We start from the raw sequence: 26,615 nt of genomic DNA on the forward strand, positions 1-26,615 counted from the left end.
TGCCTATCGCCACCGAAACCCGGCTCGCGGCCGGGTTTCGGTGTTCGAGATGCGCCTGATCAGATCAGCGAAGCGGTGAAGCGCTGGATGCGCGTGCAGGCCTCTTCGAGCAACGCCTCCGATGTGGCGTAGGAGATGCGGAAGTTCGGGCCGAGGCCGAAGGCCGAACCGAACACGACCGCCACCCCCTCGGCCTCGAGCAGTTCCGAGCAAAATGCTTCGTCGCTATCGATCACCTTGCCGGCTTTGGTCTTCTTGCCGATCAGCTGGGCGCAGGACGGATAGACATAGAAGGCGCCTTCGGGCGATGGGCAGGAAATGCCGCGGGCCTGATTGAGCATCGACACGACGAGATCGCGCCGAGCTTGGAAGATCGCCTTGTTTTTCGCAATGAAATCCTGCGGACCGTTCAGCGCCTCCACCGACGCCCACTGCGCAATGGTGCAGGCGCCTGATGTCTGCTGGCCCTGGATCATGTCCATCGCCTTGATCAGCGCCACCGGCCCGGCCGCATAGCCGATGCGCCAGCCGGTCATGGCATAGGCCTTCGACACGCCATTCATTGTCAGGGTGCGCTCATAAAGCTTCGGCTCGACCTCGGCGATGGTCTTGAAGACGAAGTCGCCATAGATCAGGTGCTCGTACATGTCGTCGGTCAACACCCAGACATGCGGATGCTTCAACAGCACGTCGGCCAGATCGCGCAATTCAGCCTCGGTATAGGCGGCGCCCGACGGGTTTGACGGGGAGTTCATCAACAGCCATTTGGTGCGCGGCGTGATCGCCTTTTCCAGCGCCGCCGCTGTCAGCTTGAAGCCGTTGTCGATGGAGGTGTCGGCAAAAGCCGAGGTGCCGCCGCAGATCGCCACCATCTCGGGATAGCTGACCCAATACGGTCTCGGGATGATCACCTCGTCGCCGGGGTTCAGCGTCGCCATAAAGGCGTTGAACAGGATCTGCTTGCCGCCGGTACCGACGATGGTCTGCTCCGGCCGGTAGTCGAGATTGTTCTCGCGCTTGAATTTCTTCGCGATCGCCTCGCGCAGCGGCACGATGCCGGAAACCGGCGGATATTTCGTTTCGCCGCGGCGGATGGCCTCGATCGCTGCGTTCTTGATGTTGTCCGGCGTGTCGAAGTCCGGCTCGCCGGCACCCAGCCCGATGACGTCACGGCCGGCGTTTTTCAGCTCGCGCGCTTTCTGCGTCACTGCGATGGTCGCGGAAGGCTTAACGCGGGAAAGGACGTCGGCAAGAAAGGCCATGACGATGTTGCTCCTTGTGGGCTTAGGCGGTCCATCCAACCGCGGGCTTCTCATGTCGCATCATTCCAACAAGCGCAAGCATTGTCGGATGAGCCAGATCCCAAATCCCCGGCAAATCCGGCAACAATAAATTCACTTACCGGCGGTAAAACCCCAGCGGCTGGATCACGACCCATTCCGCCAGTCTCGCAAAGCGAGGAACCGTGTCGCGCAGCATCGGACTTGCCCATATCGTCCGTCACGATGACGGCACCGCCAGCGGTGTCTGGGGCGCCTATACGCTGCGGAGCGCTTTCCAGCCGATCTTTGCCTTCAGCAACGGCAAATTATCGGCCACCGCATTCGAGGGGCTGATCCGGCCGTTCCGCGACGGCGAGCCGCAGTCGCCGATGAGCTTTTTCGACAGCTGCCCGGCGGTCGACCGCCTGCACATCGAGGCGCTGACAAGGACGCTCCACCTTTTGAACGCCGGCGTCTGTCTGCCGCAAGAGGCATTCATCTTCATCAATTTCGATCCGTCGGTGTTCACCGACCGCAGCATCGCCGACAAGGCGCTGCGCGACATGCGGCTGGTGCTGCATGAGGCTGAAATCGATGCGAGCCGCGTCGTCTGCGAGGTGACCGAGCAGAAATCGGCGTCGCAGGAAACGCTCTATAATTTCGTCGAGGCGCTCAGGGCCAATGGGTTTCGCATCGCCGTGGACGATTATGGAGCCGACGAGTCCGATATCAACCGCATCAAGGAGCTCCGGCCTGATATCGTCAAGTTCGACGCTCGCTGGATCATGCAACTGATGGAGTCCGGCGCCGGTTTCGCGCTGCTGACCGCCATGGTGGCAAGCTTCGAAGAACAAGGCATCCGCACGGTGTTCGAGGGCATCGAGGAGGGCTGGCAACTTGAACTGGCCGAAAAATCGGGAGCCTCGATGGTGCAGGGATTTGCGCTGGCGCGCCCGGAGCTCGCGCCGACCAGCTTCCACGTCTTCGGTAAGGACAGGCAGACGCCTGCGGCAGTGCCCAATGCCGGCGGTGCACCTGCGACCGTACCGGCTTCGCTGCGGCCGAAACGGGCTTTCGGCCGCAAGGGGGCGCCATGACCGAGCGGCACGACAGGCGGCGTAATGTCGGCGAGGCGATCTTCGCCGACGAGGTCGGGATCGAATACGGTGTCTATGGCGCGTTCCGGCTGAGGAGCGCCTATCAACCGATCTTTGCGCCGCGCGGCAGGTTTTTGACGGCTGTTGCGGTCGAAGGGCTGATCGAACCGCACCGCGCCGGCAGGCCGGTCGCGCCGTCAGTATTTTTTCAGGGCGTACCCGTGCCGGATCGGCTGTTCGTCGAGACGATGTGCCGGGTGCTGCATCTCCGGAATTTCCGCAACATCGGCGTCGATGGGCTCGACCTGTTTTTCAACTACAATCCGCTGATCAATGATGACCCCGGGCGGGCGCTGGCCGAAATCAGGCTGATGACCCGGCATCTCGCCGAGTTCGACCTGCATCCCGGCATGCTGGTCTGCGAAATCACCGAGCAGGCGGCCGACGAAAAGGTGCTCGTCAGCCTGGTGCGCGAGATGCGGCGTGACGGCATTCGCATCGCCATCGACGATTTCGGCACCGGGCATTCGACGGAGGAGCGGGTCGCCCTTGTCCAGCCGGACATCGTCAAGATCGACGGCGCCTGGTTTGCGGAATTCTGTCGCCATGCCGCCGCCGAACGATTTTTCCGGCCGCTGGTTTCCGCGCTGCACGACCGCGGCGCCAAGGTGCTGGTCGAAGGCATCGAGCAATCCACGCATCTGCGTGTCGCGCTGGACGGCGGCGTCGACCTGATACAAGGTTTTTACCTTGGCCGGCCGGCGCTGGCCGGCACGGTTTTCGACGAGGAGCCGCTATCGATCGACGGATTGCTTGGCAGGACCAACAACGTCGTGCCGTTGTTTGGCTGATCTATCAGCGGCGCTGATGGTTGCGCCAAAACAAATCACTGGATCGAGTCGTTGGCGCCGGGATAGAGCCTGGGCTGTCGCGCAAGAGCGAGGGAGCACCGATGACCATACTCTACGGAATGATCGACAGCGGCAATTGCTACAAGCCGCGCCTTTTGATGGCCAAGCTCGGGATCCCTTTCACCAATGTCGAGGTCAGCTCGCATACCGGCGACACGCGCAAGCCAGCCTATGTCGCCAAGAACCCGAACGCCATGGTGCCGCTGCTCGAGCTTGACGACGGCAGGCTGCTTGCCGAATCCAACGCCATCCTGCTCTATCTCGCCGAAGGCACGCAGTTCCTGCCTGTCGACAAATACGAGCGGGCATTGGCCTATCAATGGCTGTTTTTCGAGCAGTACAGCCACGAACCCTATATCGCGGTGCGCAAGGCGCTGCTGACTTTTCCCGAACGGGCCAAGGACGCGACGCCGGAGCGGCTGGCGGTGACGCTGGAGCGCGGCAACAAGGCGCTCGGCGTGATGAACAAGCATCTGGCGGGCAGTGCGTTCTTTGCCGGTGAGGCATTGAGCGTCGCCGACATCGCGCTCTACGCCTATACGCATACGGCCGAGATGGGCGGCTTTCAGCTCGACGCCTACCCGGCGGTGGCGGCCTGGCTGAAACGGGTCGAGGCGGATAAGGGGCACGTGCCGATCGAATGGCTGGGATAGCTCTGTCCTCACGGCTATTTCAGCAGGCGATCATATTCGGCGTGAGTGCCGATCCAAAACCAGACCATGTCTTCATGCGCGCGCACAGCAACGGCGCGATAGCTCTGGTCAACCCGCGCCGACCAGTAGCGTCCAACTTGTTTGAAATGCAGCGATGGATGGAAAGGATCAGAGCGCAGTTTGTCGAAACGCTTATCTGCTTTGGATCTGATCGACGCAGGTAATTTGCTGGAAGCCTCCCAGAATGAGGGAGTGGCGACATGATTCACAGAGGCCGGGTCCGGCCGGCGCGATGATCAGCCAGTGCCTGCTCGGCAAATTTATCCAACCTGCCAGTCTTGGCGTCGGCTTCGATCTGCCGATCCCACATATCCGCCTGCAGCCCCTCGAACCAGGCAGCAAACGCCTTCAGCTCCTCGGGGCTCAATTCGGCAACGGATTTTTCGATCTGTTCGAGCTTGCTCATGGGCTAAAAATACCATGATTGGTACAATAAGGCCAAGGCAGCTTGTTTCATTGGAAATCCGGACAGCAAAAAGGCGGGACAAAATCCCGCCTTCCCATGCTTGGTAGCCTGATCGGGAGCGTTCGGTCCGGGCCGGCAACAATCTGCTGCTCGGCTTGTCGGGATCTTTCCGCTCCGGTGCGCTTCTCGCGCGACCGTCAGTACATCCGTGACTTGCCGCGCGCCCCGAGCTATCGCCCGGCGCGCGCCATTCGCAAAATCAGGCTGCCTTGCTCAGAGACCCAGCGGACGACTTGCCAGTGCGGCGGTCCTGCTCGATCTCGAAGTTGATCTTCTGGCCTTCGACCAGGGTCGACAGCCCAGCGCGCTCGACTGCGGAGATGTGCACGAAAACGTCCGCGCCGCCGCTGTCAGGCTGGATGAAGCCGAAACCCTTGGTGGAATTAAACCACTTGACCGTACCTGTTGCCATTTCGATAGTCCTTATACGTTTGCTTTAGCTTGACCGAACCGAAGTCCAGCCGGTTTGTATCGAGATTTTGGAGATAGACGTCAGCAAACGCGAATATCGCGAGGCCCGGATCGATCGGCCGAAATATCAATGGACCTCATATAGTCCGCTTCTGCGCAAAAAACAAGACTGCGCGAAAAAAGGCGCTGATGCGGCGCTGCCCAACGGCCGCCCCAATCGCGTGAAAGCCTTGTAACGTCGCGCGTTGCGGAGGATTGCATTGGTTATCGCGCACGGGGAAGGATCGTACGCCTTCGAGCGTCCGGTCCTGTTTTGGGAGAGGACCATGAAAACTGTTCTGCTTGCCGCCTGCCTGACGCTGTTGGCCGCCGAGGCGCAAGCGATCTCGCGCTATGACCCGAGCCGCATGAGCTGCGACAGGGTGCGGGCGACGATCGCGAGGGAAGGTGCCGTCATCCTGCGTTACCAGTCGACGCGCACGCCGGGGCTGCCGCTCTACGACCGCTATGTGCGGAGTCAGCGTTTCTGCAATATGGGTGAGGTCAGGGCACGGGCTTCGGTGCCGAGCGCCGATACGAAATCCTGCATCGTCTACAAATGCAAGCGGGTGGACACAGACCGGCGTTTCCGCCGGCGTATTCTTCCCGACTAGCGTCTTCCATCGCATACGGTCCGGATGATGCTCCAGGGCGTGTTGAGATTCAGGTCAGGCCGAGCCGAAAATGGTGGATTCCGAGAACCGGAACGCAGCGCACGTTCGGGTGCGTGAGTACCGGAAGCGCAGGAAATCGCCATTTGCAGGCCGGCATCCCCTGAATATCGACATGTCCTAGAAGCCGAAAGAGACCTGCGCCGGCGGCGGCGGGCCGACGCGCACGCCTTCCATCGCCAGCATCTTTTCCTTGGTGGTCGAGCCGCCCGGCGCGGAAAAACCGCCGATCTTGCCGCCGGCGGCAAGAATGCGGTGGCAAGGGATAACCAGTGGCACCGGGTTGGCGCCGAGCGCAGCACCAGTTTCCCGCGCGAGCCCGGCATGACCTGCGCGTTTGGCCAGCTCGCCATAGGTGGTGGTCTCGCCGAAGGCGAGCTTTCGCGCCGCGTCGTAGATGGCGAGGCGGAAATCGTCGACGCCGGTGAGATCGACCGGCACATCGGAGAAGGCGGTGTCTTCGCCTGACGCATAGGCCTTTATCGCCGCGATCAGCTCGATGACCCACTGCGGTTGGGCGCTCGATGCGGCGCTGCCGGCATGATGCAGGAGCCGGCGTTCCACCGCGTCGCGGTTGCGCTGGGGCAGGCAGAGCCTCGTCAGTCCGGCTTCGCTCCAGGCGATGCCCATGAAGCCGATCACGGTTTCGAAGACCGCGTGGCCGGCGGTGGCTTGAGAGGTGCTTTCCATGATGTGCTCCTTTCCGACAACGGACGGGAATCCAGTACATATCGAGAACGAGGTATCGCATTTTCAGGTTGCTGTTGCCACCCGAAAACCATCCGAAGTCCACAACAGGCTGCGGATTGCCGGGGGAAAGGCGCTGGTGTAAGGATTTTCTTAACAGACGAACCGGACCCGAGCGCGGCTTGCCAGCAAAAATCATCTTTCCCGCGATCGGCGTGATGCTTGCTGCGGCCGGCCTCAGCGGCTGCACCTCGACTTCGCAGACGAAGGTCGTGCCATCCCTGACTGAAACCGCCGCCGCAGCCGGTAGCGATGCCGGCTTTACACTGGTACTGCCCGACACGGTTTCGGTGCTGCCGGAATCATCCGGCGTCGCGCCCGTCCAGACGGCGGCGCTGGCTGTCGATCCCGCAGCAACGCCTGCCCCGCCAGCCGCCTTTGCCGGCCCGACTCCGCTGGCCGCAACTGCACCTGCAGCCATGGCGGCCGATGCCGCGCCCACCAGCGCAGCACCTGTCTATGCGACGGCTGCTGTGGCCATGCCGGTCACTGGCGCGGCAGGCAAGACGATGCCCGGGGTTCAGCAAGCCACCTATGTAGTGCCTGACAATCCGTCCGCCCTGCTTTCGACCAGCCCTGCCAAGGAGTACTCGACGGGGCCGCGCGGCGAGATCGAGCGGCTGATCGAGAAATACGCCGCCTTCTATGAGGTGCCGGTCGATCTGGTGCGCCGCGTCGTCAATCGCGAGAGCACCTTCAATCCCAAGGCCTACAATCGGGGCCATTGGGGGCTGATGCAGATCAAGCACGCGACGGCGCGCGGCATGGGCTATGACGGGCCGGCGAGCGGGTTGTTCGACGCTGAGACCAATCTGAAATATGCAGTAAAATATCTGCGCGGCGCCTGGCTGGTATCCGGCGGCAACGCCAAGCGCGCCGACCGGCTCTACCAGAGCGGCTATTACTACGACGCCAAGCGCAAGGGTATGCTGGAAGAAACCGGCCTTGGCCGCGACCGTGGTCGGCGCCGCCTGCAGCCCGACGCCTAAAAGCGCGTCGCGTTTGGACGGGTTGATGCAACGCGCTTTTAGGTTCCTGTTTTGATGCATGTCGTTATCGCAAAACCGCTGCGCACTTTTGCGCGACAGGCATAGACGCCATGCCCGAGCCGCGCCCGCCGGCACCGAACGACGTGAGGCTGCGCAAGATCCTCGATGACGCGCTTGCTCCGCCGCGCTGGCCGGAAGGCTTCGTCATGCGCGGCTTCGAGGCCACAGACGCGCTCGCTTTGCATGCGCTGCTGACCACCGTGTTCGACGATGGCGCCGACGGGCCGTTCGACGAATGGTGGCCGCGGATTTCAAGCGACGCTGAATTCGACCCTGCTTTGTGTTTCCTGGTCATCGACAGCAAGGGCCGGCTGGTGGGTGCTGCGCTGTGCTGGACGCGGGCGTTCGTCAAAGACCTTGCCGTCCATCCCGAGGCGCGCGGCCGAGGCATCGCCGAAGCGCTGATGTGGCACGTCTTCTCCGCCTTTCACGCACGGGGCGCTGCGCATGTCGATCTCAAAACCAACACGGTTGAGAATGCCGCCGCCGTCAGGCTCTACGAGCGGCTGGGGATGTTCGAAGTCGACTGGGTGGACTAGCGCGGCGGACTCTCAAATCGAATCGTAACGCCGCTCTATCTCTTTGTTTGAGCATCGGATTTTCCCAAAACCGCTTCGCACTTTTGGGTCCGATGCTCTAGCCCGGCTCCGGTCGGCTGCCCTTACGCAGGGGAAAGTGCATCGTTTGTGAACTGCTTCACATAGGTCGCCGACGGCAAGTGCTAAGACCCTGCCACGCCGTTTGGTCGGAGTACCGGGCGGAGGGTGTCGGAGGGGGCTGCACCGGCATGTGTCAGCCGCACTCCACGGCGGGTCCCGAGGCGGGTCCGGGATCCGCCTCATCGTACGCCACCAAGCACCGCCCGCGAACCTTTCCGTTCCAAGCTGCTTTGTTATCGCTCAGACGGGCGCGTTGCCGATCTTCTGCTTAAGCTCGAGCGCCCAGGCCCGGCCTTCGTCGCCGCCCCATAAAAGCCAGGCGATGTAGTCGGCCGACGGGTTTTCTTCACTGCCGAAGTTGCGGTCCTTCTTGTCGACCTCATGGCGGGCGAAATAGCTGACCATGCGCTGGATGGTGGAGGGCGAAAGCTTATCACGGTTCTTGAGCTCGGTCGCCTGCGCAACCCCGATCTCGGTGCCGCCACGGCCAAATATGCCGCGCAGCCTGAGCCCCATGGCGGCATTGTCGGCGACGATCTGCGGACAGCGCAGGTCGATTTCGTCATTGTCGGCTTCGCGCATGGTTTTTCCCCGATGTGGACCTATCCTCCTGAACGAAAAATGCGGTGATATGCATCCCGTTCTGCAACGCTATTGCTTCGCAGCCGTCGGCGCCGGCCTGAAAGGAACTGTCCACCATGGCGACAGGCTGCATCTTGCCTGTATTCGTCGCGCGGTTAGGCTTTGTTACAGCGGGGCTTTCGAATCGGAGAAACACGATGCGGCTTTCCAAAACCGGTCTCGCCACCTTGATCCTCGCCGTTCCGCTATTCACTGATGCGGCGCGGGCGGCCGACGATTGCGCCAATGCGATGGATCAAACGACCATGAACGAATGCGCCGGCAAGTCGTTCACCGAAGCCGACAAGAAGCTCAACCACGCCTACAGGCAGATCGAGGGCCGGCTGAAGGACGATGCGGCGTCAAAGAAGCTGCTGGTCGATGCGCAGCGTGCCTGGATCGCTTTTCGCGACGCCGAATGCAATTTCCAGGGCGGCCCACGCGAGAGCGCCGGCAGCATGTATCCGATGGTGGTCGCCGGCTGCCGGGAGAGCCTCACCAACGACCGGCTGAAGGATTTCCAGGGCTACCTCAATTGCGAGGAAGGCGACACGAGCTGCCCGGTACCGGCGGCGCAGTAGCTTCGGCCGATTGGTAATCGCATAGGGAGTATCCCCTCATCCGGCCGCGGAGCGTCCACCTTCTCCCCGGTGGCGAGAAGGAAAGGCGCAACTTCGCCGCTTGTGTCGCGTTGACTCTCCGAGGACACAACCCGGAGATTTTTCGATGAGACCGCATCTCGCTATTGCCACGCTTGCTTTGCTTGCCGGCGCGCCGGCGGCCTTCGCCCAGTCCACTGCCCCGGCCGATATACCTGCCGTCGACGAGACCAAGGTCGATACCGAGACCTTCTCCAAAACGGCCGCCAGCGCCAACCGGTTCGAGATTGAAAGCAGCAGGCTGGCCGAGCAAAAAAATGTCGCCGCCGACGTGAAGGACTTCGCCGCGCTGATGGTTAGGGACCACACCAAGGCTGGTGAGGATCTCAAGGCAGCTCTGGAACAGAGCCAGACCACGGCCTCGGTGACACCGAGCGGCCCCGCTTTGTTGCCGAGGGACCAGGCGATGCTGGACCAGCTCAAGAACCTCGACGGCGATGAATTCCAGGCGAAATACATCACCCTGCAGACCGAGGCGCACAAGCAGGCGGTGGCGCTGTTTTCCACCTATGCGCAGTCGGGCGAAGACCCGGCGCTGAAGGAATTCGCCAAGAAGACGCTACCGACGCTGCGGATGCACGAAAAACACGTAAAGGATCTGGTGGCCGCCCATAGCTAGCTGGAGCCAGCAGGGCGGTTCAGACCGAGCGGCGTTCAGCTCGTTTTGATCTGCTCGACCGCAGTCACCAACAGTTCGGCCATGGCGCCTCGAATCTGATGATCCGACTGGGCGACGCCCGCCGCGTCGAAATCGGCGCGTACCTTGCGGAACACGTCGTCGTCGCCTGCCTCTTCGAAGTCCGCGCGCACCACCTCTTTGGCATAGGCGTCGGCGTCCTCGCCTGATTTGCCGAGCTTTTCTGCGGCCCACAGGCCGAGCAGCTTGTTGCGGCGCGCCATGGCCTTGAACTTCGTCTCCTCGTCCATCGCAAACTTCTTTTCGAAGCCTTCCTGACGGTCTCTCATACTGCTCATGGTTTGCCTCGTTCAGGTGTGAATCTCCGATCTTCATCCGATGGACAAGAAGAGCGGCGGGCCGAACATGGCGTGCATATACGTCATAAGCAAGACCGGACCGTTCATTCCGTAGGCAATCGCTTCGGTTTGCTCTGCCCCACAACGCACTGCGCCTGCCCATAGGATTTCGCCAATCGCCAGCGTTGCAGAAAGGGTGCCGACGTTGCGGCCGGCTCTCCCTTCTCCCCTTGTGGGAGAAGGTGGCCGAGCGAAGCTCGGTCGGATGAGGGGTGCTCCAGCTTGGCGCCGTCGGCACTCCGTCCAGCACCCCTCAACCGTCTTGGCGCTACGCGCCAATCCACCTTCTCCCACAAGGGGAGAAGGAAGATGGGCGTCGCCGACTGCCCGTCGCACCGATGTGATTTGACGTTGCCTCGCCGTGACCTACTCTCGAATAGCGGGATGGTCCGAGGAGACGAGCGATGCAGTTCAACGGGATTCGGAGCGTCGCGCTGGCAGCGGCAGTGATCCTTGCCGCCGCCACCGCAGCCTATGCCCATCACGGCTGGTCGTGGACCGAGGACGGGTTTTTCGAACTCCGGGGCAAGATCACGGCCATCTATATCGGCAATCCGCACGCCACGCTGGACGTCGACGCAGAGGGAGAGGCCTGGCGGGTGGAGATGGCGCCGCCGTCCCGAACGATTGCCGCCGGCTTCACCGAGGAGGTTGCCAAGGTCGGCGATGAGGTGACCGCGATCGGCAACCGCTCGCTCGACGAGCAGGAAAAGCGCATGAAAGCAGTCCGGATCATCGTCGGCGGCAAGACCTACGATGTCTATCCCGACCGCGTGCCGCCGGCCTGAATGGACGGGCTGCTGGCCGGCATCGAGCAACTCGCCTTCGTGCGGGCACTGAAGGCTTCCTTCATCGCCTACCCCATAGTCAACGCGCTGCACATCATGTCGATCGGCGCGCTCCTGACCAGTGTCTGGCTTATGGACCTCAGGGTCCTCGGCGCCTTCCGACCGCTGCCGCAGGCGGCGTTCGTCGCGCTGCTGCGCCGTGTGGCGTTGAGCGCGTTCACTGGGGCGCTTGTTACTGGGGCGCTGCTGTTTTCAGTCAGGGCGAGGGAGTATGCGGCGATGCCGATTTTCCTCGCCAAGATGACACTCATCCTCCTCGCGGGCGCCAACTTCCTCGTCTTCATGCGCCGCGCAAAAGGCGGTGACGAGCCGGCCGGCGGGACCGTCGCCATCCTGGCGGTGCTCTCGCTGGTTCTGTGGACATCCGTGCTTTTCGCCGGACGGTTTATTGGGTTTCTCAACTGAGGCGAGGGGCGGCACAGGCCGTCAAGCCGCGAGATGGTGCGCGGCGACATCGAACGGCAGACCGAGCCGTCGCACCCCGCCGGAGAACGTGGCGATGGGGCGCACCTACGCCCTCAACTCCGGCTTCTACCGCGCCATCAATCGGGTTTATGCCAGTATTTCAACGTGAACCCGCCATCGCGGACCTTCGTGCCAGTGGCGTCATGGCCGATGGAGTTCGATATTGAGATCGAGTGTATCGCAGCGGGGTGAGGGTGAGGTCGTGAAGACCAGTTTCCTGGCGTTACGCTGGCACTCTGGTTGGCTCGCCGCCAGAGCTTGGCTAAGACCCGATCGAGCTGTTCAAGCCCTGCCCGATTGCTCAAATCAGTGCTACCAATGCCGTCGGCCTTGCGGTAACGAGCTAATTCTTGGCTAAGACATGGGAAAGATGAGAGAAGCGATGGCGGAAGCAGATCTTGAATTTGTCGACGAGGACGATGCGGTCCTAGACCCAAAAGATACAGCTTCTTTTTCAGAAGCTGTTCTATATTCGTCCGATTGGACGGTTCAAACTGTCATATCCCAATTGACTAATAAAAACATCGACATGAGCCCTCGTTTCCAAAGGAGAGATGCTTGGTCGATTGGAGGGAAAGGTAGATTTATTGAAAGTGTTATCTTAGGATTTCCCATCCCACAGATAGTTCTCGCGGAAAAGAAAAATCAAAGAGGCCAATTTATTGTATTGGATGGGAAGCAGAGATTGCTTTCTCTGTTGCAATTTACGGGAAACGCCGAAGGTGCGAAGAATGCTTTTCGACTTTCGGGGCTGGAAGTTAGAACGGATCTTATTCGTAAGAATTTCTCTCAATTGGAAAAGGACCCAGCAAGAAGGGATGATCTGAACGCTTTTTTTAATAACACAATTCGGACGGTTGTAATTCGAAATTGGCCAAATACGAATTTTCTTCACACCGTATTCCTTCGATTGAATACCGGAAGCGTTAAACTTTCTCCTCAAGAATTGCGCCAAGCTATGGTGCCTGGGCCATTTTCAGACTTTATTGATGACACCGCGATTGCGTCGGTCCACGTCCAGAGACTAATGAGTAGAACGACGCCGGATCCTCGTATGCGAGACGTAGAGCTTATTGTTCGGTACTTGGCTTATCGGCGGTTCCTTCCTGGGTACTCAGGGAGGATGAAAGAATTTCTGGACAACACTTGTATGGCTCTTAACGAAACTTGGGAAAAGGTTCAGGTTTCTGTTGGCCTCGATATTGAGCAATTTAACGCGGCTGTTGATGTTCTTATGGATATATTTGGCGATGACACGTTGGCCCGAAAGCCTGGTTCGCGATCTTTCAACAGAGCAATTTTCGATGCCCTTGTTTTTTATGCTGCGGATTATGAAATCAGAACGGCTATGGCGGCTAACGCTGAGAAAGTCCGACAGCTATACACCTCATGCCTCGCTGATGCGTCGTTCTCGGAGGCCATCGAAAGTGATACAGCCGGCATCCCGCACACGTTCGACCGGTTGTCAATTTGGGGGGTCGGACTTCGTGCCGCTCTTCAACAAGACATTAAGGTGCCTGCTCTCGAACCTAGGAAAGACGGGAGCTCGCGTATAACGTTCGACGGCTTTCACTAGATGGCGTCGACTCGCCTTAACGATCTTAAGATGCGCGTCAGAGAATTGAAGCGCATGCTTTTGCCATCCAAATTCGATCCGACCGGCTCTTACAAAGATCCGCTACGCGTAACGACCCGTGCGCTTTCTTTTCGTGTTCTGACACATGCGGAGGTGGAGACGTATTTTGAAGACCGTGTTCTTGAAGTGGCCGCAACAGCTCTTGATGCTTGGGAGACGAATAAATTTGTTTCCGTTGTTACATTCCATTTGATCGGTTTCGGCGGAAGATCGACAGATCGTCCACCTGAGACTTTACACGCAATCGAGCAAAATAAATTAAAAGAATGGCCGAGCAAAACGTCGATTGACGATCGATTTTCGAAGTGCGTATCGGAGTTTCATAAGAGAATTAAGTTCGAAAATCATGGGGTTAAAGAAAGAAATATTATGGAAATGTTCGTCCCAATCGGATTCTATATGGGAAGGTGTGATCCAATATTTTTGCAGACAATGAATAATTTTGGAGAGGCTCGGGGAGCAGTGGCACATACAAGTGGGAAGGGTCACGTACAGAAGGCAGTCGATCCGAAGGACGAATATACCACACTGCAGAAGATTATTGCCTCGTTGGAGACAATCGACGCCGAATTCGATCGCCTTTTGAGGGCCTCAAAGGCTCCAAAATAATAGAACCTTTCGCATGAGTTGTGACATTAGATTGGCGTGTTGGCGGCAAGCAAGTTGAGCGGCCCTTGAACACTCGCAACGCCAGCGTGACAGCGCGCCCCTCTGGCCTGCCGGCCATCTCCCCCACAAGGAGGGAGATTGGCTAATCGCCTACGCAAAATACTCCTGCAGCGGCCTGACCTCCAGGCTTCCCGCCCGCAGCGCCGCAATCGCCTCCGCCACCGCGGCCGCGCCCGACAGCGTCGTGTAGTACGGCACTTTCTGCATCAGCGTCGCCCGGCGCAGCGATTTTGAGTCCGAGACCGCCTTCTGGCCGTCCGTGGTGTTGAAGACGATCTGCACCTGGCGGTTGCGGATGGCGTCCTCGATGTGGGGGCGGCCTTCCAGCACCTTGTTTATTTTCTCCGCTGCGACGCCGTTTTCGGCGAGGAAGCGGGCGGTGCCCGAGGTGGCCATTACCTTAAAACCTTGGCCGGCGAGGCGCTTGACCGCCGGCAGGATGCCTTTCTTGTCCTCGTCGCGCACGGAGACGAACAGCGTGCCGGAGCGGGGGAGATCAACACCCGCCCCTAACTGGCTCTTGGCGAAGGCGAGCGCGAAGTCGCGGTCGAGGCCCATGACCTCGCCGGTCGAGCGCATTTCCGGGCCGAGCAGGATGTCGACGCCGGGGAAGCGGGCGAATGGGAACACGGCTTCCTTGACCGCGATGTGGCCGGGATTTCTGGGGTCGGGCATAGCGCCGTAATGGGCGAAGGCGTCTTCCAGTTTTTCGCCGGCCATGATGCGGGCGGCAATTTTCGCGATGGGCCGCCCGATGGTCTTGGCGACGAACGGCACGGTGCGCGACGCGCGCGGGTTGACCTCCAGCACATAGACGGTGCCGTCCTTGATCGCATATTGCACGTTCATCAGCCCGCCGACATTGAGCGCGCGGGCAAGGGCGGCCGTCTGGCGCTCCAGCTCGTCGACCAACTCCGAGGGCAGTGAGTGCACCGGCAGCGAGCAGGCCGAGTCGCCCGAATGGATGCCGGCCTCCTCGATGTGTTCCAGGATGCCGGAGACGAAGGTCGATTTGCCGTCGCACAGGCAGTCGACATCGACCTCGATGGCGCCACTGAGATAGGTGTCGAACAGCAGCGGGTTCTTGCCGAGCAGCGTGTTGATCTGGCCTGTTTTGTCGTTGGGGTATTTCTGCTTGATGTCCTCCGGCACCAGGCCGGGCACGGTGTCGAGCAGGTAGGTCTGCAGCATGCTTTCGTCGTGGATGATCTGCATGGCGCGGCCGCCCAGCACATAGGACGGGCGCACGACCAGCGGGAAGCCGAGCTCGCCGGCGACGAGGCGGGCCTGCTCGACCGAATAGGCGATGCCGTTCTTCGGCTGGCTGAGGCCGAGCCTGTGCAGCAGCTTCTGGAAGCGGTCGCGGTCCTCGGCCAGATCGATCATGTCGGGCGAGGTGCCGAGGATCGGGATGCCGGCCTTCTCCAGCGCATCGGCAAGTTTCAGCGGCGTCTGGCCGCCGAACTGGACGATGACGCCGACCAACTCGCCCGATGCCTGTTCGGCGCGCAGGATCTCCAGCACGTCCTCCGGCGTCAGCGGCTCGAAATAGAGCCGGTCGGAGGTGTCGTAATCGGTCGACACGGTCTCCGGGTTGCAGTTGACCATGATCGCCTCGAAGCCGGCATCGCGCAGCGCAAAGGCGGCGTGGCAGCAGCAATAGTCGAATTCGATGCCCTGGCCGATGCGGTTCGGGCCGCCGCCGAGGATGACGACCTTTTTCCGCGCTGACACGTGCGCCTCGTTGGCGAGAGCGCCGGCGAAGGGCACTTCATAGGTCGAGTACATGTAGGCGGTGGGCGAAGCGAACTCGGCGGCACAGGTGTCGATGCGTTTATAAACAGGATGAACGTCGAGCTTTTCGCGAATCTTTTGAATCTCTTCGACGTCTTTCCTGACCAGGGACGCGAGGCGGGCATCCGAGAACCCCATCGCCTTCAGCATGCGCAGATTGACGGCGTCCTCTGGAATGCCGTGCTCGCGGATGCGATCCTCCGTGGCGAGGATGCCGGCGATCTGTTCGAGGAACCACGGGTCGATCTTGCACATGGCGTGCACATCTTCGAGCGAGGTGCCCATGCGGATCGCCTGCGCCACCATGCGCAGCCGGTCGGGCGTCGGCGTACCTAGGGCGGCGCGGATGGCGTTGCGGTCGTCGGCGTGACTTGCCGCGCCGTGCGCCAGGCCGGGAATCTCTATCTCGTCCAGACCCGTCAGGCCGGTTTCCAGTCCACGCAACGCCTTCTGCAGCGATTCCTGAAAAGTGCGGCCGATGGCCATGACCTCGCCGACCGACTTCATCGCCGTGGTCAGCACCGGCTCGGCGCCGGGGAATTTCTCGAAGGCAAAGCGCGGGATTTTGGTGACGACGTAATCGATGCTCGGCTCGAACGAGGCGGGCGTGGCACCGCCGGTGATGTCGTTCTCCAGCTCGTCCAGCGTGTAGCCGACGGCGAGTTTTGCCGCGATCTTGGCAATGGGAAACCCGGTCGCCTTGGAGGCCAGCGCGGAGGAGCGTGAGACGCGCGGGTTCATTTCGATCACCACCAGGCGCCCGTCGGCCGGGTTGACGGCGAATTGCACGTTGGAGCCGCCGGTCTCGACGCCGATCTCGCGCAGCACCGCGATCGAGGCGTTGCGCATCATCTGGTATTCTTTATCGGTCAGCGTCAGGGCAGGGGCAACGGTGATCGAATCACCGGTATGCACGCCCATCGGGTCGATGTTCTCGATCGAGCAGACGATGATGCAGTTGTCGGCCTTGTCGCGGACAACCTCCATCTCATACTCCTTCCAGCCGAGCACGCTCTCCTCGATCAGCACTTCGGTGGTCGGCGAGGCGTCGAGGCCGGACTGGACGATCTCGTAGAATTCGGCCCTGTTGTAGGCGATGCCGCCGCCGGTGCCGCCCATGGTGAAGGACGGGCGGATGATGGCGGGAAGGCCGACATGGTCGAGCGCTTGTGCTGCGATCGCCATGCCGTGGCTGATGTAGCGCTGCTTGCGGTCGCCCTCGCCGAGGTTCCAGCGCGTCTCCAGCGCGTCGAGCGCGGCGTCGAGGTTTTCGGGCTTCTCGGCCTTCAGCGCGGCGCGCTCGGCCTCATGCGTCTTGCGGTCGGCGTTCTTGACGTCGGTGGCGTTGGCCAGCATCGACTTCGGCGTTTCCAGGCCGATCTTCTTCATCGCCTCGCGAAACAGCGCGCGGTCCTCGGCCTTGTCTATTGCGGTCGCGTCGGCGCCGATCATCTCGACATTGTAGCGTTCAAGCACGCCCATGCGGCGCAGCGACAGAGCGGTGTTGAGCGCGGTCTGGCCGCCCATGGTCGGCAGCAGCGCGTCGGGCCGCTCCTTGGCGATGATCTTGGCCACGACTTCCGGCGTGATCGGTTCGATATAGGTGGCATCGGCCAGTTCCGGGTCGGTCATGATGGTGGCCGGGTTGGAATTGACCAGGATGACGCGAAAACCCTCTTCCTTCAGCGCCTTGCAGGCCTGGGTGCCGGAATAGTCGAACTCGCAGGCCTGACCGATGACGATGGGGCCGGCCCCGATGATCAGGATCGACTTGATGTCGGTACGTCTTGGCATATCGAGTGTCCGTTCGGCAGGCGGCTTGCACGAAAAACCGGACGGGAAGACCCGGCCGGTTGTGCTCGCGATTCTGGTATCAGGCTAGGAGGGCCTTATAGGGAAGAGTTTTGCCTGATGTAACCCCCTAAAATGCGGGTTGTGCGGGGCTGCCTGAGCAAACAGGCGCCTCGTTCCGTCGCGCCCCTCTCTGTCCTGCCGGACATCTCCCCCACACGGGGGGAGATCGGCCTTCATCTTTTGACTTCGCCAATCGCCAACCTCGAAGGGCGCTGTCGGTGAAACAGCCAATCTCCCCCCTCGTGGGGGGATTCCGGCAGGACAGAGGGGGGCGCTGTCCCTCCGGCATCCCGAATCTGCCTACCCTCCGGTCGCCAAAGCATCAGGAATCTCGAAGCGTTCGGAAACGCCGACGCGGATCATGTTCAGGCTGCCCTCGCGGGTGAAGCGGAATTCGCCTGATGCATCGGAACTGGCCGGCAGGCCGGCGGCGAAGCTGATGACGCGCGTGCCGCCATCGGGCCAGGTCACGGTGATGGCGGCCTTGCCGTCGGCCAGGCGCGCGACACTTGCTTCGCAACTGGTCATCGGCTGGCCGACGTAGCGCGCGCAAGGAATCTTGTTTCTGGCGCCAGCAGCCGGCGGTCCTGGCGGCTGCAGCCGCGCAACGGTTTGTGCGTCGGCCGGAGGCGCCGCATTGGCGGCGCGATTCTGCGAGGGCTCCGCTGCCGCCGCCGGCACCTCCCCGGTCGACGGATTTCCGTTGGCCGCGAGCGCCAGGGCGTCCTCGATGGCGGCCCTGCCGATTGCCTCAGCCGCTGTCACGGCGGTTTCGGGTTCGGTTGCGCTCAGGCGTGCCGTCAGGTCGGGAAGCGGCTGATCTGCAGTTTCCGGGATGGAGGCTTCGGTTGTAGGGCTTTCGCCGGTGGTTTCGGTGTCCTCATCCGAAACGGCCGCCGGATTCTCGGGGTTCAGGTAGCGCGCGGGAGCCCATCCGGTCAGTTGCGGATTGTCAATCTCTGCGACCTTGCACCAGCGATAGCCATTGACGTCGTTGCAACCGAGATTGTTCACGCTCGTACCGTTCGGCAGCCGCGCCTTGATCTTGCCCATCGCCGATGCCGTGGCGCGGACGTTCAGGAGATCGCCTGGAGCGAGGTCGGTCACGATGGAAACGAAAGGTGCCTCCTCGGCCTTGGCCGGCACCAGCGCCGTCAGCTGGAGAGGAGCGGCAATCAGCGCGTACAGTATCGGTCGGAGCGTAACTGTGCGCCTCATCATTTTGGCCGTGGGCGATAGATGCGTTACGGAGGCGGCCAGGCACCGAAACGCCACCGCATGCCAGGTCGATTTTATAAGGGACGACATGGCGCTATGTAAGCCCGAAAATGCGACCTCGGCGTGAAGGCGGTTCAGCCTGGCATGAGGCATGAGCTCGTGCCTCGCTCAGCCTGGTGGCATGAACGCGTTCCGCTTTCAGCTTGGGGTATGAACTCGTTCCGCGTTCAACCCGGCATGAACGCGTTCCGCGTTCAGCCTGATATAAATCCGGTGCGTAGCGCGTAGGCCCATTCCGGCCGTCCCGCCTGTTCGGCCTGCCGCGCTGCCGCCTCGTGGTCATAGTCGACGGCGATGGCCTCGAAACGGTCGTGGCGGCCCGGCTCGCCCAGCTCGACGATGCCGTAGCGAGCATGCGGAGAGCCTTGCTCGGAGACATGCGCCGGCGGGGTCGAATCGTCATAGGCGGGGCAGCCGATGCTACCCGGATTGAAGACGACCGGGCCATCGGGGATACGGATCAGTTCGCTGCGGTGGCTATGGCCGCACAGCACGATGCGGCAGGCGGGATCGAGCGCGGCCAGCCGTCGCTTGATAGCGGCCAGCGGTGCGCGCACCAGCTGGCCACCGGCTATCGTATCGGTCAGATATTTTTCGTCGTGGTCAGGCCGGGCATGGAAGGCGGTTACTCCCGGCGCGATCTCCAGCGTGAGGGGCAAGGCGAACAGCGCCTCGCGCTGCGCCGCCGTCAGCCGCTCCTGCGCGTAGCGGTCGGACGGCCACATCTGGTCGTCGGCCGGGTCGACGGCGACGCGGCGGTCGTGATTGCCGCGCACCGTCGGCAGGTCGAGCGTTTCAAGCCGCTCCATGGTTTCGCGCGGCCAGAGCGGGCCGGAGACGCAATCGCCGAGATTGACGACAAGGTCTGCCCCGCCACGCTGCTTGAGATCGGCGAGCACGGCATCCAGGGCGAGGACGTTGCCGTGGATGTCGGCGAGGACGGCTATGCGCAATGGGAGGCTCCGTGAGTTGACGAATGACTGGTCGCGAAGATCCGCCTTGCAGGGGCTAGGCAGGCATTTCAACCTCGTGGCCGCCGACCGCGGGCAGCGCGGTATCGTCGACGGCAGCGGCAATGACGCTGTCGAGCAGGCCCGGAAAGCGGGCGTCGAGGTCGTCGCGGCGCAGTGTGATCAGCCGGCTGGTGCCGACCACCTCGGCGCGGGTGACGCCGGCCTCGCGCAATTTGGCTAGGTGATAACTCAGATTGGTCTTCGAGCCGAGATCGAGGAATTGGCTGCAGTTCAGCGGCACGCCTTCCTTGCTGGCGAGATAGCGCACGATGGCCAGCCGTGTGGGATCGCCAAGGACGGCAAGCACGTTCGGCAGGCTGATCTGGTCGGCGGTGGGATGAGGCAGGGTCATGCCCAGGAATTAAGCGCAATCGGGGCTGATTTCAACGCATCTCCTCCTTTGCGAGTACACACGGTTCCTACGTTCATGCCCTATCCTGACACCGGGTTGTCAGCAGGGGTCAGCTATTTTCGCGAGGCTTCATTGACACCATGCCCCATAATGTACAATTGTTCAATAAGTTTTGAACTAAGGATCTGTTGCCATGGACAAGCGCCTCATCTGGCTTGCGCTCGGGTCGTTCGCGATCGCGACCGAGGGCTTCGTCATTTCAAGCCTGTTGCCCGACATCGCAGCCGACGCCGCCATCTCGGTTCCACTCGCCGGCACGCTGATTACCGCCTTCGCGCTCGCCTATGCGCTCGGCACACCGATCCTGGCGACGCTCACCGGCGAATGGGACCGGCGGCGCGTCATCCTATGGACGCTGGTATTTTTCGTACTGGGCAATCTGGCGGCGGCGCTGAGTTCGTCGTTCGAATTGCTGCTGATCGCGCGCATCGTCATGGCGCTGTCGTCCGGCCTGTTTGCCGCGACGGCGCAAGGGACGGCCGTGGCGCTTGTCGATGATCATCACCGCGCCCGCGCCATTGCCGTTGTCGTCGGCGGCACCACGGTCGCAGTGGCGGTCGGCGCGCCGCTCGGCGCGCTTGTTGCCACGGTTGCCGGCTGGCGCGGCACGTTCTTTGCCATCGCCGGGCTCGGCGCACTGGCCGGCGCGATCCTGTGGTACCGGCTGCCGCGCGGCATCGTCGGCACCAAGCTGCCGCTCAGGCAGCGGCTGGCCGCAGCCCTTCGCCCCGGCGTGCCATCGATCCTGCTGACCACGCTTTTGGCGCTCACCGGCGCCTTTACCGTCTTTGCCTTTGTCGCGCCGCTGGCCATCGAAGGCGGGGGCTTGAGCCCGATCGCGCTGCCCGGCATGCTGCTTGCTTTCGGTGTCGGCGCCGTTATCGGCAACATTGCCGGCGGGCAGGCGGCCGACCGCTTCGGCGCGACGCGCACCGTCAGCTGGTCGCTGGCGCTGAGCGCGGTGATGCTGGTCATGCTTTCGGTCATCCCGGCATTCCTGCCGCACAGCATCGCCGGCCCGGCGCTGATGGCGATGATGGTGCCGTGGGGTATCGTCGGCTGGGCGTTCCCGCCGGCGCAGGCGAGCCGCATCATCAGGCTGGCGCCCGACGCGGCGCCCATCGTGCTGTCGCTCAACGGCTCGGCGCTGTATCTCGGCGTGGCGCTGGGCGCCGTCGTCGGCGGTGCGGTGCTGCGCTATGGCGCGCCGGCCGACCTCGGCCTGGTCGCAGCAGTGTTCCCGATTCTAGGCCTTGGCGTGATGCTGGCCGGCCACCGGGCGGCCCGGGCGGTGGCCATGCCGGCCGAATAAAGTTTTGGCTACCGCCGACCGCCGGAGACCTCAGGGCGCTGCCGGCGGTATACCGAAATCCAGCGCGGCGATGTCGTCCAGCGCCGCGCGCAACATTGCCGCCTGCTCCTTGCCGACCATGTCCTCGAAACGCTGCTGGGCGACGTGCCACAGCTTCATGGCCTCATCGAGCTTGACCAGGCCCTGCGGCGTCAGCCGCACGCGCTTGATACGGCGGTCAGCCGGATCAGTGAATGTCTCGACATAACCGTCGCGGATCAGCGGCTTCAAAGTATGGCCGAGCGCCGACAGGTCCATGACCAGGGCCGCGGCGATGGCGCCCATGGCCGGCTCGTCGCCGATATGGATCTGGTAGAGCAGGCCTTGCTGAGTGGCCTTCAGACCCGACGGGGCGACCACATCGTCATAGAACTGACCAAGCTTGCGCGTTGCGCGGCGCAGCACGGCGTTGTTGCAAAGGGTCAGGCCCGGAATGGGGTCTTTCGACATGATAGGTCCTCGGCGACGGCGACATGATGCCGGTTCGCTGCCTTACAAATAATCCCAGCGTCAATCATTGACAAGATAGTGGCATATACCTACTTGGCAACAGTGGCATATGCCACTAAGTGAATCGCACGGCTTTACCGGCAGGCGAGGGCGATCGCCCACCGTGCCTCCAGCCGGTTCGAAGCGAAGCAGATCAACCGAAAAAAGGAACAGGACAATGAGTGGACAGAACAACAAGGGCACGGCGGTTGTCACCGGCGCCTCGTCGGGCATCGGCGCGGTTTATGCAGACCGGCTGGCGGGGCAGGGCTATGATCTGGTGCTGGTGGCCCGGCGTGCCGATCGGCTCGAGGAACTGGCCGGCAAGCTGCGCGCCGAATACGGCCGCAAGGTTGGCGTGATCAGCGCCGATCTCGCCGACGACGGCGATTTGCGTCGTGTCGAGCAGGTGATATCGGCCGACGACAGCGTAACGCTGCTGGTCAACAATGCCGGCCTTGGGGGCGTGCAGGTCGTGGCAACGGCCGACGCCGATGTGGCGGAGCGGATGATCAAGGTCAATGTCATCGCCTTGACACGCTTGACGCGCGCGGTGCTGCCGGGACTGCTGTCGCGCAACCGTGGCGCTATCGTCAACATCGCTTCGGTGCTGGCGTTCGACACCTCGTTCGGCGGCATCTACAGCGGCACCAAGGCCTATGTCGTCAATTTCACCGAGGCCTTGCAGCGCGAAGTCTCCGGCACCGGGGTGAAGGCGCAGGTGGTGCTGCCAGGGGCCACGCGAACCGAATTCTGGGAACTTGCGGGCAGCGATATCGACAGCCTCCCGAAGGAGATCATCATGACGGCCGACGATCTGGTGGATGCAGCACTTGTCGGCCTTGCCAGGGGAGAAGCCGTCACTGCACCAGCGCTTGCCGATGCGGCCAAGCTGGACACCTTCCTTGGCGCTCGGCAAGCCTTCTACGGCAGCTTGCATGCTGACAAACCGGCGGCACGCTACGCGGCGTGAGGGTCGAGGTGGCGCCCTCGCAGAATTTGAGTTCCTCGCCCCACGTTGGTGGGACGAGGAATTCAAGCGTCTAGAGCGGTTCAGCTTTTGATAGAATCGCTGACCCGCTCTAAGTGTTTGTTTTTACGCAATTCCGAACGGAAAACCGCTACGCACTTTTCCTGGAATTGCTCTAGGCTGGTCGCCACATCGGGATGATCGAGGCGGCGAGCAGCAGGCCGAGCACGATGTTCAACACCCGCCACTGTCGCTCGGTTCTAAGCAACCGGGCGAGCAGCGCGCCGGCCACGCACCACGCCGACAGCGACAGTGCGGCTGCCAGGCCGAAGACCGCCCCGAGCAGAAGAGCAAGCTGCAGCGGCCCGTTGGCGAGTGCGGCAAACGATGCCGCAGCGCCCAGTCCCATCGCCCAGCCCTTGGGGTTCATCCATTGCAGGCCGGCGCCACCGAAAAAGCTGTTCGGCTTTGCCATGGTCACGTCCAGATTGGGTGGGCCGCTGCGGCCGATCTTGAGGGCGAGCCAGATCAGATAGAGCGATCCGGCTATCTTCATCGCCAGCTGCAGGGACGGAGCCGCCGCCAACAGGCCGGCGAGCCCGGCCGCACCTGCCGCGGCCACGGTGGCCAGGCCGGCCGCACTGCCGGCCATCAGCGGAACCGAGCGGCGAAAGCCGAACTGTGCCCCTGATGCAGTCGACAAGGTCGTGGCCATGCCGGGCGTGGAGGTCGAGACCAGCGCAAACAGGACGAGCGGAAGGATGGCCTCAAACATGCTGTTTCCTCTGTTGGGAATCCGGCATGCTAAGCATTGTCATGCATCAGTAAATGCAATGTTTGTCATGGTTAGCATTAGAGAATATAATGCCAACCATGATCCGCAATCTCGACACGGCCTTGGTCCGGACCTTCGTCACCGTCGCCGACAAGGCCAGCATGACGGCGGCGGCGAACGCGCTGCATTTGACGCAGGGCGCCGTCAGCCAGCAGATCAAGCGGCTGGAGGAGGTCCTCGGCTGCAGCCTGTTCGAGCGTGACCGGCGCGGGCTGCGACTGACCCGTTCCGGCGAACAGCTGTTCGGCAAGGGCAAGCGCTTGCTTTCGCTCAATGACGAGATCTGGGCCGAGATGGCGACCAGCGCAGTCGCCGGTGAGGTGCGGCTCGGCGTGCCGTATGATCTGGTCGGCACCATGCTCGCGCCGGTGCTGAAGACCTATGCCGAGGCCTATCCACAGGTCGAGATTTCGCTGGTCTGCGCTTCGTCGCCGGAGCTTGCGGCCGCCCTGGCGGCTGGCACGATAGATCTTGCCGTGATCGAGGAACCGGTCGGCCCGTCCGTCGGCGAGTGTCTTGCCGTCGACCGGCTGGTCTGGGTCGGCGCCAGAGGCGGCATAGCCCGCCGCAAACGACCTTTACCGGTTTCGATGGTGGCGGACACCTGCGCCTTCCGCCCGGCGGTGCTGGCGGCGCTCAACGAGCATGGGCTGGAATGGCGGACCGTGTTCGAGAACGGCAACCTCGACGCGACAACGGCGACGGTGCGTTCGGATCTGGCCGTCACGACCTGGCTGGCCTCCACCGTGCCTGGCGATCTCGACATTCTGTCAGCCGATCCGGAGCTGCCGGCCTTGCCGAATTTCTCGATCAATTTGCACCTGCCCAAGCATGGTGTCGGTCCCGCCGCGCGGGAATTTGCTGCGTGCATCCGCGACGGGCTGGCGCGGCGGCAACAGGCGGCGTGATAGGCCTTCGCCGCCAACCGCCAGCGTCGCAGGACTTGGGCACCTCGCCCCACATTCGTGGGAGCGAGGAACCCAGGTTCCGTGCTACTTCCAATTCTTGCGTCTCTCGATCTCGGCTTCGGACGGCTGTTCCTGGGCGAAGGATCCGGTCTTGATCTCACCGCCGCGTTCATAGCGTGCCATAATGACGCCGGTGCTCGAAGCCAGCGACTTGGTGAGCTGGAAGGCCGCCGGCAGCGCGTCATTGCCGAACAGCCGCTTGCCCTTGCCCAGCACCAACGGGAAGATCAGCAGAGTGATCTCGTCGATCAGGCCGTTGGCGAGCAAGGTCTGGATCAACTCGCTCGATCCCTGGATAAGCAGGTCCGGGCCAGCTTCCTGCTTGAGCTGGCGCAGCGTGGCTACGACATTGTCGCCAAGCGATTGGCTGTTCTGCCAGGTCAGCGAGTCCGGCCTGTGCGTCGCCACATATTTGGTGGCGGCGTTGAAACTGTCGGCGATCAGGCCGCTCTGCTGATAGGGCCAGTAGGCGGCGAAGATGTCATAGGTCCTGCGGCCGAGAAGCAGCGCGAAAGGCTTCGAGAACGTCTCGTCCATCGCGGCGCCCATCACTTCGTCCCAGTAATGGAACGTCCAGCCACCGAATTCGAAGCCGCCGACCGGGTCTTCCTCCGGCCCGCCAGGCGCCTGCATGACGCCGTCGAGGCTGACGAATGTCGAGGCGGTGATCTTTCTCATTGGATGTTCTCCTTTTTCATCCGTGTCGTCAGATTTCGGTCGAAGGACGGGCGAGCAGGCGCTCATCCGACAGCGCCGGCAAAATTTCTGGCACTTTAGCCCGCCCGGCCCCGATGATTTCCGCTTGCCGGTCGGCTGCGAATGTCTTTCGACGAGAACCAGACGTCACCGATGACGGCGATGGCGGTGCGGTCCGGCGCCTTGTCGGCCGTCAGCCAGATCGAGCGGCTGCGCGCGGCCCTGTCGCGGTCAGGGATTTTCGCCATCGGGCCTGAGAGCGAGGCGCCGACGCAAGGGATGAACCATGACCGCATGAAGGGGTGGCAGGCAAAGCCCTTTTTGGTGCGGGTCACCAAAACCGCCAGGCCGACGCGCTCGGCCGGTCGCCAGGGAAAGACCATGCGGCCACCGGGCTTCAGCGCCTTCAGCCAGTCGGCTGGGGGTGCCACGACGCCGGCATTGACATAGATGATGTCCGACGGCGGCAGGCCTGCGGTCACTGCGTCGCCACCGATGACGGACACATTGCCATAGGGTTCGAGATTCTGCCTCGCGCGGTCGGCAAGATCGGCCTCCAGTTCGAAGGCGGTGACGGTGCCTGGCGACACCAGCCGTGCCAGCAGTGCTGTGTAGTAGCCGGTGCCGGCGCCGATATGGGTGACCGCCTCGCCGGGTCTTGGCGCCACTTTGCCGATCCACATAGCGTGCAGAAACGGCTCGCCGTTGTTGATGCCCTTGGCAGCATCGAGCGCCACCAGCACGTTCTGATAGATGTGGACCGGGTCGGCGCTCGGCGTTTCGATCTTGCCGTTGCCGGCAACGATCGTCCACGGCCCAGGCCCGAGAAAGGCCTCGCGCGGCACCTCAGCGAAAACCTCATCGAGGCGAGGATCGGCCGAGCCGGCATGGGCGGCCAGCAGCCGCGCGTAGAATTTTCGAGCTTCGGCAATCTGCGTCATGGCCTGGCAAGATAGCGCGGATTGCCGATCTGTCGCATCCGTCCTGGCTGGGCGAG

General features: G+C 62.2%; 30 protein-coding genes and 1 pseudogene. 16 read left to right on the forward strand and 15 right to left on the reverse strand.

Annotation, left to right across the window (positions count from 1 at the left end; translation table 11 throughout):
- Nucleotides 1–59: 59 nt before the first annotated feature.
- Entirely contained in the window at nt 60–1,262 is a 1,203-nt protein-coding gene (locus tag ABID19_RS00235; RefSeq protein ID WP_354487076.1) for a pyridoxal phosphate-dependent aminotransferase, read from the reverse strand.
- A 203-nt stretch (nt 1,263–1,465) separates the two neighbouring features.
- Between ABID19_RS00235 and ABID19_RS00240 the strand changes: the two genes are divergently transcribed.
- The 3 genes from ABID19_RS00240 (at nt 1,466) to ABID19_RS00250 (ending at nt 3,923) form a co-directional block, all read left to right on the forward strand.
- Nucleotides 1,466–2,359 (forward strand): EAL domain-containing protein, encoded by an 894-nt coding sequence (locus ABID19_RS00240; RefSeq protein ID WP_354487077.1) that lies wholly within the window; start codon nt 1,466–1,468, stop codon nt 2,357–2,359.
- Nucleotides 2,356–3,210 carry an EAL domain-containing protein gene (locus tag ABID19_RS00245; RefSeq protein ID WP_354487078.1) on the forward strand — a complete coding sequence of 285 codons (855 nt, stop codon included), beginning with the start codon at nt 2,356–2,358 and terminating at the stop codon, nt 3,208–3,210. Before ABID19_RS00240 ends, ABID19_RS00245 begins: the two co-directional genes overlap by 4 nt.
- Nucleotides 3,211–3,311: 101 nt before the next feature.
- Complete coding sequence (locus tag ABID19_RS00250) at nt 3,312–3,923, forward strand: glutathione S-transferase family protein (protein WP_354487079.1); 612 nt, start codon at nt 3,312–3,314, stop codon at nt 3,921–3,923.
- A 14-nt stretch (nt 3,924–3,937) separates the two neighbouring features.
- Here the strand turns inward: ABID19_RS00250 and ABID19_RS00255 are convergent, their stop codons facing one another.
- From ABID19_RS00255 to ABID19_RS00265, 3 genes are all read right to left on the reverse strand, one after another.
- Entirely contained in the window at nt 3,938–4,192 is a 255-nt protein-coding gene (locus ABID19_RS00255) for a type II toxin-antitoxin system RelE family toxin (RefSeq protein WP_354487080.1), read from the reverse strand.
- Entirely contained in the window at nt 4,189–4,389 is a 201-nt protein-coding gene (locus tag ABID19_RS00260; RefSeq protein WP_354487081.1) for a hypothetical protein, read from the reverse strand. Before ABID19_RS00260 ends, ABID19_RS00255 begins: the two co-directional genes overlap by 4 nt.
- Before the next feature lie 259 nt (nt 4,390–4,648).
- Nucleotides 4,649–4,861 carry a cold-shock protein gene (locus ABID19_RS00265; protein ID WP_023678332.1) on the reverse strand — a complete coding sequence of 71 codons (213 nt, stop codon included), beginning with the start codon at nt 4,859–4,861 and terminating at the stop codon, nt 4,649–4,651.
- A gap of 325 nt (nt 4,862–5,186) precedes the next feature.
- Here ABID19_RS00265 and ABID19_RS00270 point away from each other — a divergent pair, with 325 nt between their 5' ends.
- A complete protein-coding gene (locus ABID19_RS00270; RefSeq protein WP_354487082.1) occupies nt 5,187–5,513 on the forward strand; it encodes a hypothetical protein in 327 nt (108 codons plus the stop codon).
- A gap of 177 nt (nt 5,514–5,690) precedes the next feature.
- Here ABID19_RS00270 and ABID19_RS00275 read toward each other — a convergent pair whose 3' ends face one another.
- Nucleotides 5,691–6,260: a methylated-DNA--[protein]-cysteine S-methyltransferase gene (locus ABID19_RS00275; RefSeq protein ID WP_354487083.1), complete on the reverse strand. Its 570-nt coding sequence runs from the start codon at nt 6,258–6,260 to the stop codon at nt 5,691–5,693.
- A 179-nt stretch (nt 6,261–6,439) separates the two neighbouring features.
- On the opposite strand from ABID19_RS00275, the gene ABID19_RS00280 reads away from it, so the two are divergent.
- The gene (locus ABID19_RS00280; RefSeq protein ID WP_354487084.1) at nt 6,440–7,306 is read left to right on the forward strand and encodes a lytic transglycosylase domain-containing protein; all 867 of its coding nucleotides are present in this window, start codon (nt 6,440–6,442) and stop codon (nt 7,304–7,306) included.
- 110 nt (nt 7,307–7,416) lie between these two features.
- The gene (locus ABID19_RS00285; RefSeq protein ID WP_354487085.1) at nt 7,417–7,905 is read left to right on the forward strand and encodes a GNAT family N-acetyltransferase; all 489 of its coding nucleotides are present in this window, start codon (nt 7,417–7,419) and stop codon (nt 7,903–7,905) included.
- A gap of 360 nt (nt 7,906–8,265) precedes the next feature.
- Here ABID19_RS00285 and ABID19_RS00290 read toward each other — a convergent pair whose 3' ends face one another.
- Nucleotides 8,266–8,607 (reverse strand): hypothetical protein, encoded by a 342-nt coding sequence (locus ABID19_RS00290; protein ID WP_354487086.1) that lies wholly within the window; start codon nt 8,605–8,607, stop codon nt 8,266–8,268.
- A gap of 197 nt (nt 8,608–8,804) precedes the next feature.
- Here ABID19_RS00290 and ABID19_RS00295 point away from each other — a divergent pair, with 197 nt between their 5' ends.
- Entirely contained in the window at nt 8,805–9,227 is a 423-nt protein-coding gene (locus ABID19_RS00295; RefSeq protein WP_354487087.1) for a lysozyme inhibitor LprI family protein, read from the forward strand.
- 145 nt (nt 9,228–9,372) lie between these two features.
- Nucleotides 9,373–9,924, forward strand: coding sequence for a DUF4142 domain-containing protein (locus tag ABID19_RS00300; protein ID WP_354487089.1), 552 nt, complete (start codon nt 9,373–9,375; stop codon nt 9,922–9,924).
- A 35-nt stretch (nt 9,925–9,959) separates the two neighbouring features.
- On the opposite strand, the gene ABID19_RS00305 is transcribed toward ABID19_RS00300, so the two are convergent.
- Nucleotides 9,960–10,280 carry a DUF1476 domain-containing protein gene (locus ABID19_RS00305; RefSeq protein ID WP_354487090.1) on the reverse strand — a complete coding sequence of 107 codons (321 nt, stop codon included), beginning with the start codon at nt 10,278–10,280 and terminating at the stop codon, nt 9,960–9,962.
- 464 nt (nt 10,281–10,744) lie between these two features.
- On the opposite strand from ABID19_RS00305, the gene ABID19_RS00310 reads away from it, so the two are divergent.
- The 5 genes and pseudogenes from ABID19_RS00310 (at nt 10,745) to ABID19_RS00325 (ending at nt 13,898) form a co-directional block, all read left to right on the forward strand.
- On the forward strand, nt 10,745–11,128 hold the full coding sequence (locus ABID19_RS00310; protein ID WP_354487092.1) for a DUF6152 family protein: 384 nt from the start codon (nt 10,745–10,747) through the stop codon (nt 11,126–11,128).
- Entirely contained in the window at nt 11,129–11,593 is a 465-nt protein-coding gene (locus tag ABID19_RS00315; RefSeq protein WP_354487094.1) for a DUF6644 family protein, read from the forward strand.
- A gap of 30 nt (nt 11,594–11,623) precedes the next feature.
- Nucleotides 11,624–11,845: pseudogene (locus ABID19_RS34320) on the forward strand (RidA family protein); the annotation flags it as partial.
- Nucleotides 11,846–12,035: 190 nt separating this feature from the next.
- Complete coding sequence (locus ABID19_RS00320) at nt 12,036–13,229, forward strand: DUF262 domain-containing protein (protein WP_354487095.1); 1,194 nt, start codon at nt 12,036–12,038, stop codon at nt 13,227–13,229.
- Between the two features lie 30 nt (nt 13,230–13,259).
- On the forward strand, nt 13,260–13,898 hold the full coding sequence (locus ABID19_RS00325) for a hypothetical protein (protein ID WP_354487096.1): 639 nt from the start codon (nt 13,260–13,262) through the stop codon (nt 13,896–13,898).
- 150 nt (nt 13,899–14,048) lie between these two features.
- Here the strand turns inward: ABID19_RS00325 and carB are convergent, their stop codons facing one another.
- The 4 genes from carB to ABID19_RS00345 all read right to left on the reverse strand — a co-directional run bounded on the left by carB (nt 14,049) and on the right by ABID19_RS00345 (nt 20,249).
- Nucleotides 14,049–17,546: a carbamoyl-phosphate synthase large subunit gene (carB, locus tag ABID19_RS00330; protein WP_354487097.1), complete on the reverse strand. Its 3,498-nt coding sequence runs from the start codon at nt 17,544–17,546 to the stop codon at nt 14,049–14,051.
- A gap of 360 nt (nt 17,547–17,906) precedes the next feature.
- Nucleotides 17,907–18,824 (reverse strand): SH3 domain-containing protein, encoded by a 918-nt coding sequence (locus ABID19_RS00335; protein WP_354487099.1) that lies wholly within the window; start codon nt 18,822–18,824, stop codon nt 17,907–17,909.
- A 254-nt stretch (nt 18,825–19,078) separates the two neighbouring features.
- Nucleotides 19,079–19,837 (reverse strand): metallophosphoesterase family protein, encoded by a 759-nt coding sequence (locus ABID19_RS00340; RefSeq protein WP_354487101.1) that lies wholly within the window; start codon nt 19,835–19,837, stop codon nt 19,079–19,081.
- 55 nt (nt 19,838–19,892) lie between these two features.
- Nucleotides 19,893–20,249: an ArsR/SmtB family transcription factor gene (locus tag ABID19_RS00345; RefSeq protein WP_352930789.1), complete on the reverse strand. Its 357-nt coding sequence runs from the start codon at nt 20,247–20,249 to the stop codon at nt 19,893–19,895.
- A gap of 193 nt (nt 20,250–20,442) precedes the next feature.
- Between ABID19_RS00345 and ABID19_RS00350 the strand changes: the two genes are divergently transcribed.
- Entirely contained in the window at nt 20,443–21,621 is a 1,179-nt protein-coding gene (locus tag ABID19_RS00350) for an MFS transporter (RefSeq protein WP_354487104.1), read from the forward strand.
- 30 nt (nt 21,622–21,651) lie between these two features.
- Here the strand turns inward: ABID19_RS00350 and ABID19_RS00355 are convergent, their stop codons facing one another.
- Nucleotides 21,652–22,110, reverse strand: a complete 459-nt coding sequence (locus tag ABID19_RS00355) for a MarR family winged helix-turn-helix transcriptional regulator (RefSeq protein WP_354487106.1) — start codon at nt 22,108–22,110, stop codon at nt 21,652–21,654.
- 217 nt (nt 22,111–22,327) lie between these two features.
- On the opposite strand from ABID19_RS00355, the gene ABID19_RS00360 reads away from it, so the two are divergent.
- Nucleotides 22,328–23,122, forward strand: a complete 795-nt coding sequence (locus ABID19_RS00360; protein ID WP_354487108.1) for an SDR family NAD(P)-dependent oxidoreductase — start codon at nt 22,328–22,330, stop codon at nt 23,120–23,122.
- 172 nt (nt 23,123–23,294) lie between these two features.
- Here the strand turns inward: ABID19_RS00360 and ABID19_RS00365 are convergent, their stop codons facing one another.
- Nucleotides 23,295–23,894: a LysE family translocator gene (locus ABID19_RS00365; RefSeq protein ID WP_354487110.1), complete on the reverse strand. Its 600-nt coding sequence runs from the start codon at nt 23,892–23,894 to the stop codon at nt 23,295–23,297.
- A 98-nt stretch (nt 23,895–23,992) separates the two neighbouring features.
- On the opposite strand from ABID19_RS00365, the gene ABID19_RS00370 reads away from it, so the two are divergent.
- Nucleotides 23,993–24,862 carry a LysR substrate-binding domain-containing protein gene (locus tag ABID19_RS00370; protein WP_354488242.1) on the forward strand — a complete coding sequence of 290 codons (870 nt, stop codon included), beginning with the start codon at nt 23,993–23,995 and terminating at the stop codon, nt 24,860–24,862.
- Between the two features lie 84 nt (nt 24,863–24,946).
- Here the strand turns inward: ABID19_RS00370 and ABID19_RS00375 are convergent, their stop codons facing one another.
- Nucleotides 24,947–25,600 carry a dihydrofolate reductase family protein gene (locus ABID19_RS00375; protein WP_354487112.1) on the reverse strand — a complete coding sequence of 218 codons (654 nt, stop codon included), beginning with the start codon at nt 25,598–25,600 and terminating at the stop codon, nt 24,947–24,949.
- Between the two features lie 95 nt (nt 25,601–25,695).
- On the reverse strand, nt 25,696–26,559 hold the full coding sequence (locus tag ABID19_RS00380) for a protein-L-isoaspartate O-methyltransferase family protein (RefSeq protein ID WP_354487114.1): 864 nt from the start codon (nt 26,557–26,559) through the stop codon (nt 25,696–25,698).
- Between the last annotated feature and the right edge of the window lie 56 nt (nt 26,560–26,615).

This window comes from Mesorhizobium robiniae, from assembly GCF_040545535.1.
Classification (GTDB): Bacteria; Pseudomonadota; Alphaproteobacteria; order Rhizobiales; family Rhizobiaceae; genus Mesorhizobium; species Mesorhizobium robiniae.

Excerpts from the sequence above, each read along its gene's own strand:
- ABID19_RS00235 (WP_354487076.1), bottom strand. The coding sequence starts at position 1,262 with ATGGCCTTTCTTGCCGACGTCCTTTCCCGCGTTAAGCCTTCCGCGACC.
- ABID19_RS00245 (WP_354487078.1), top strand. The coding sequence starts at position 2,356 with ATGACCGAGCGGCACGACAGGCGGCGTAATGTCGGCGAGGCGATCTTC.
- ABID19_RS00250 (WP_354487079.1), top strand. The coding sequence starts at position 3,312 with ATGACCATACTCTACGGAATGATCGACAGCGGCAATTGCTACAAGCCG.
- ABID19_RS00260 (WP_354487081.1), bottom strand. The coding sequence starts at position 4,389 with ATGAGCAAGCTCGAACAGATCGAAAAATCCGTTGCCGAATTGAGCCCC.
- ABID19_RS00265 (WP_023678332.1), bottom strand. The coding sequence starts at position 4,861 with ATGGCAACAGGTACGGTCAAGTGGTTTAATTCCACCAAGGGTTTCGGC.
- ABID19_RS00270 (WP_354487082.1), top strand. The coding sequence starts at position 5,187 with ATGAAAACTGTTCTGCTTGCCGCCTGCCTGACGCTGTTGGCCGCCGAG.
- ABID19_RS00275 (WP_354487083.1), bottom strand. The coding sequence starts at position 6,260 with ATGGAAAGCACCTCTCAAGCCACCGCCGGCCACGCGGTCTTCGAAACC.
- ABID19_RS00285 (WP_354487085.1), top strand. The coding sequence starts at position 7,417 with ATGCCCGAGCCGCGCCCGCCGGCACCGAACGACGTGAGGCTGCGCAAG.
- ABID19_RS00290 (WP_354487086.1), bottom strand. The coding sequence starts at position 8,607 with ATGCGCGAAGCCGACAATGACGAAATCGACCTGCGCTGTCCGCAGATC.
- ABID19_RS00295 (WP_354487087.1), top strand. The coding sequence starts at position 8,805 with ATGCGGCTTTCCAAAACCGGTCTCGCCACCTTGATCCTCGCCGTTCCG.
- ABID19_RS00300 (WP_354487089.1), top strand. The coding sequence starts at position 9,373 with ATGAGACCGCATCTCGCTATTGCCACGCTTGCTTTGCTTGCCGGCGCG.
- ABID19_RS00305 (WP_354487090.1), bottom strand. The coding sequence starts at position 10,280 with ATGAGCAGTATGAGAGACCGTCAGGAAGGCTTCGAAAAGAAGTTTGCG.
- ABID19_RS00310 (WP_354487092.1), top strand. The coding sequence starts at position 10,745 with ATGCAGTTCAACGGGATTCGGAGCGTCGCGCTGGCAGCGGCAGTGATC.
- ABID19_RS00315 (WP_354487094.1), top strand. The coding sequence starts at position 11,129 with ATGGACGGGCTGCTGGCCGGCATCGAGCAACTCGCCTTCGTGCGGGCA.
- ABID19_RS00320 (WP_354487095.1), top strand. The coding sequence starts at position 12,036 with ATGGCGGAAGCAGATCTTGAATTTGTCGACGAGGACGATGCGGTCCTA.
- ABID19_RS00325 (WP_354487096.1), top strand. The coding sequence starts at position 13,260 with ATGCGCGTCAGAGAATTGAAGCGCATGCTTTTGCCATCCAAATTCGAT.
- carB (WP_354487097.1), bottom strand. The coding sequence starts at position 17,546 with ATGCCAAGACGTACCGACATCAAGTCGATCCTGATCATCGGGGCCGGC.
- ABID19_RS00335 (WP_354487099.1), bottom strand. The coding sequence starts at position 18,824 with ATGAGGCGCACAGTTACGCTCCGACCGATACTGTACGCGCTGATTGCC.
- ABID19_RS00345 (WP_352930789.1), bottom strand. The coding sequence starts at position 20,249 with ATGACCCTGCCTCATCCCACCGCCGACCAGATCAGCCTGCCGAACGTG.
- ABID19_RS00350 (WP_354487104.1), top strand. The coding sequence starts at position 20,443 with ATGGACAAGCGCCTCATCTGGCTTGCGCTCGGGTCGTTCGCGATCGCG.
- ABID19_RS00355 (WP_354487106.1), bottom strand. The coding sequence starts at position 22,110 with ATGTCGAAAGACCCCATTCCGGGCCTGACCCTTTGCAACAACGCCGTG.
- ABID19_RS00360 (WP_354487108.1), top strand. The coding sequence starts at position 22,328 with ATGAGTGGACAGAACAACAAGGGCACGGCGGTTGTCACCGGCGCCTCG.
- ABID19_RS00365 (WP_354487110.1), bottom strand. The coding sequence starts at position 23,894 with ATGTTTGAGGCCATCCTTCCGCTCGTCCTGTTTGCGCTGGTCTCGACC.
- ABID19_RS00370 (WP_354488242.1), top strand. The coding sequence starts at position 23,993 with ATGATCCGCAATCTCGACACGGCCTTGGTCCGGACCTTCGTCACCGTC.
- ABID19_RS00375 (WP_354487112.1), bottom strand. The coding sequence starts at position 25,600 with ATGAGAAAGATCACCGCCTCGACATTCGTCAGCCTCGACGGCGTCATG.
- ABID19_RS00380 (WP_354487114.1), bottom strand. The coding sequence starts at position 26,559 with ATGACGCAGATTGCCGAAGCTCGAAAATTCTACGCGCGGCTGCTGGCC.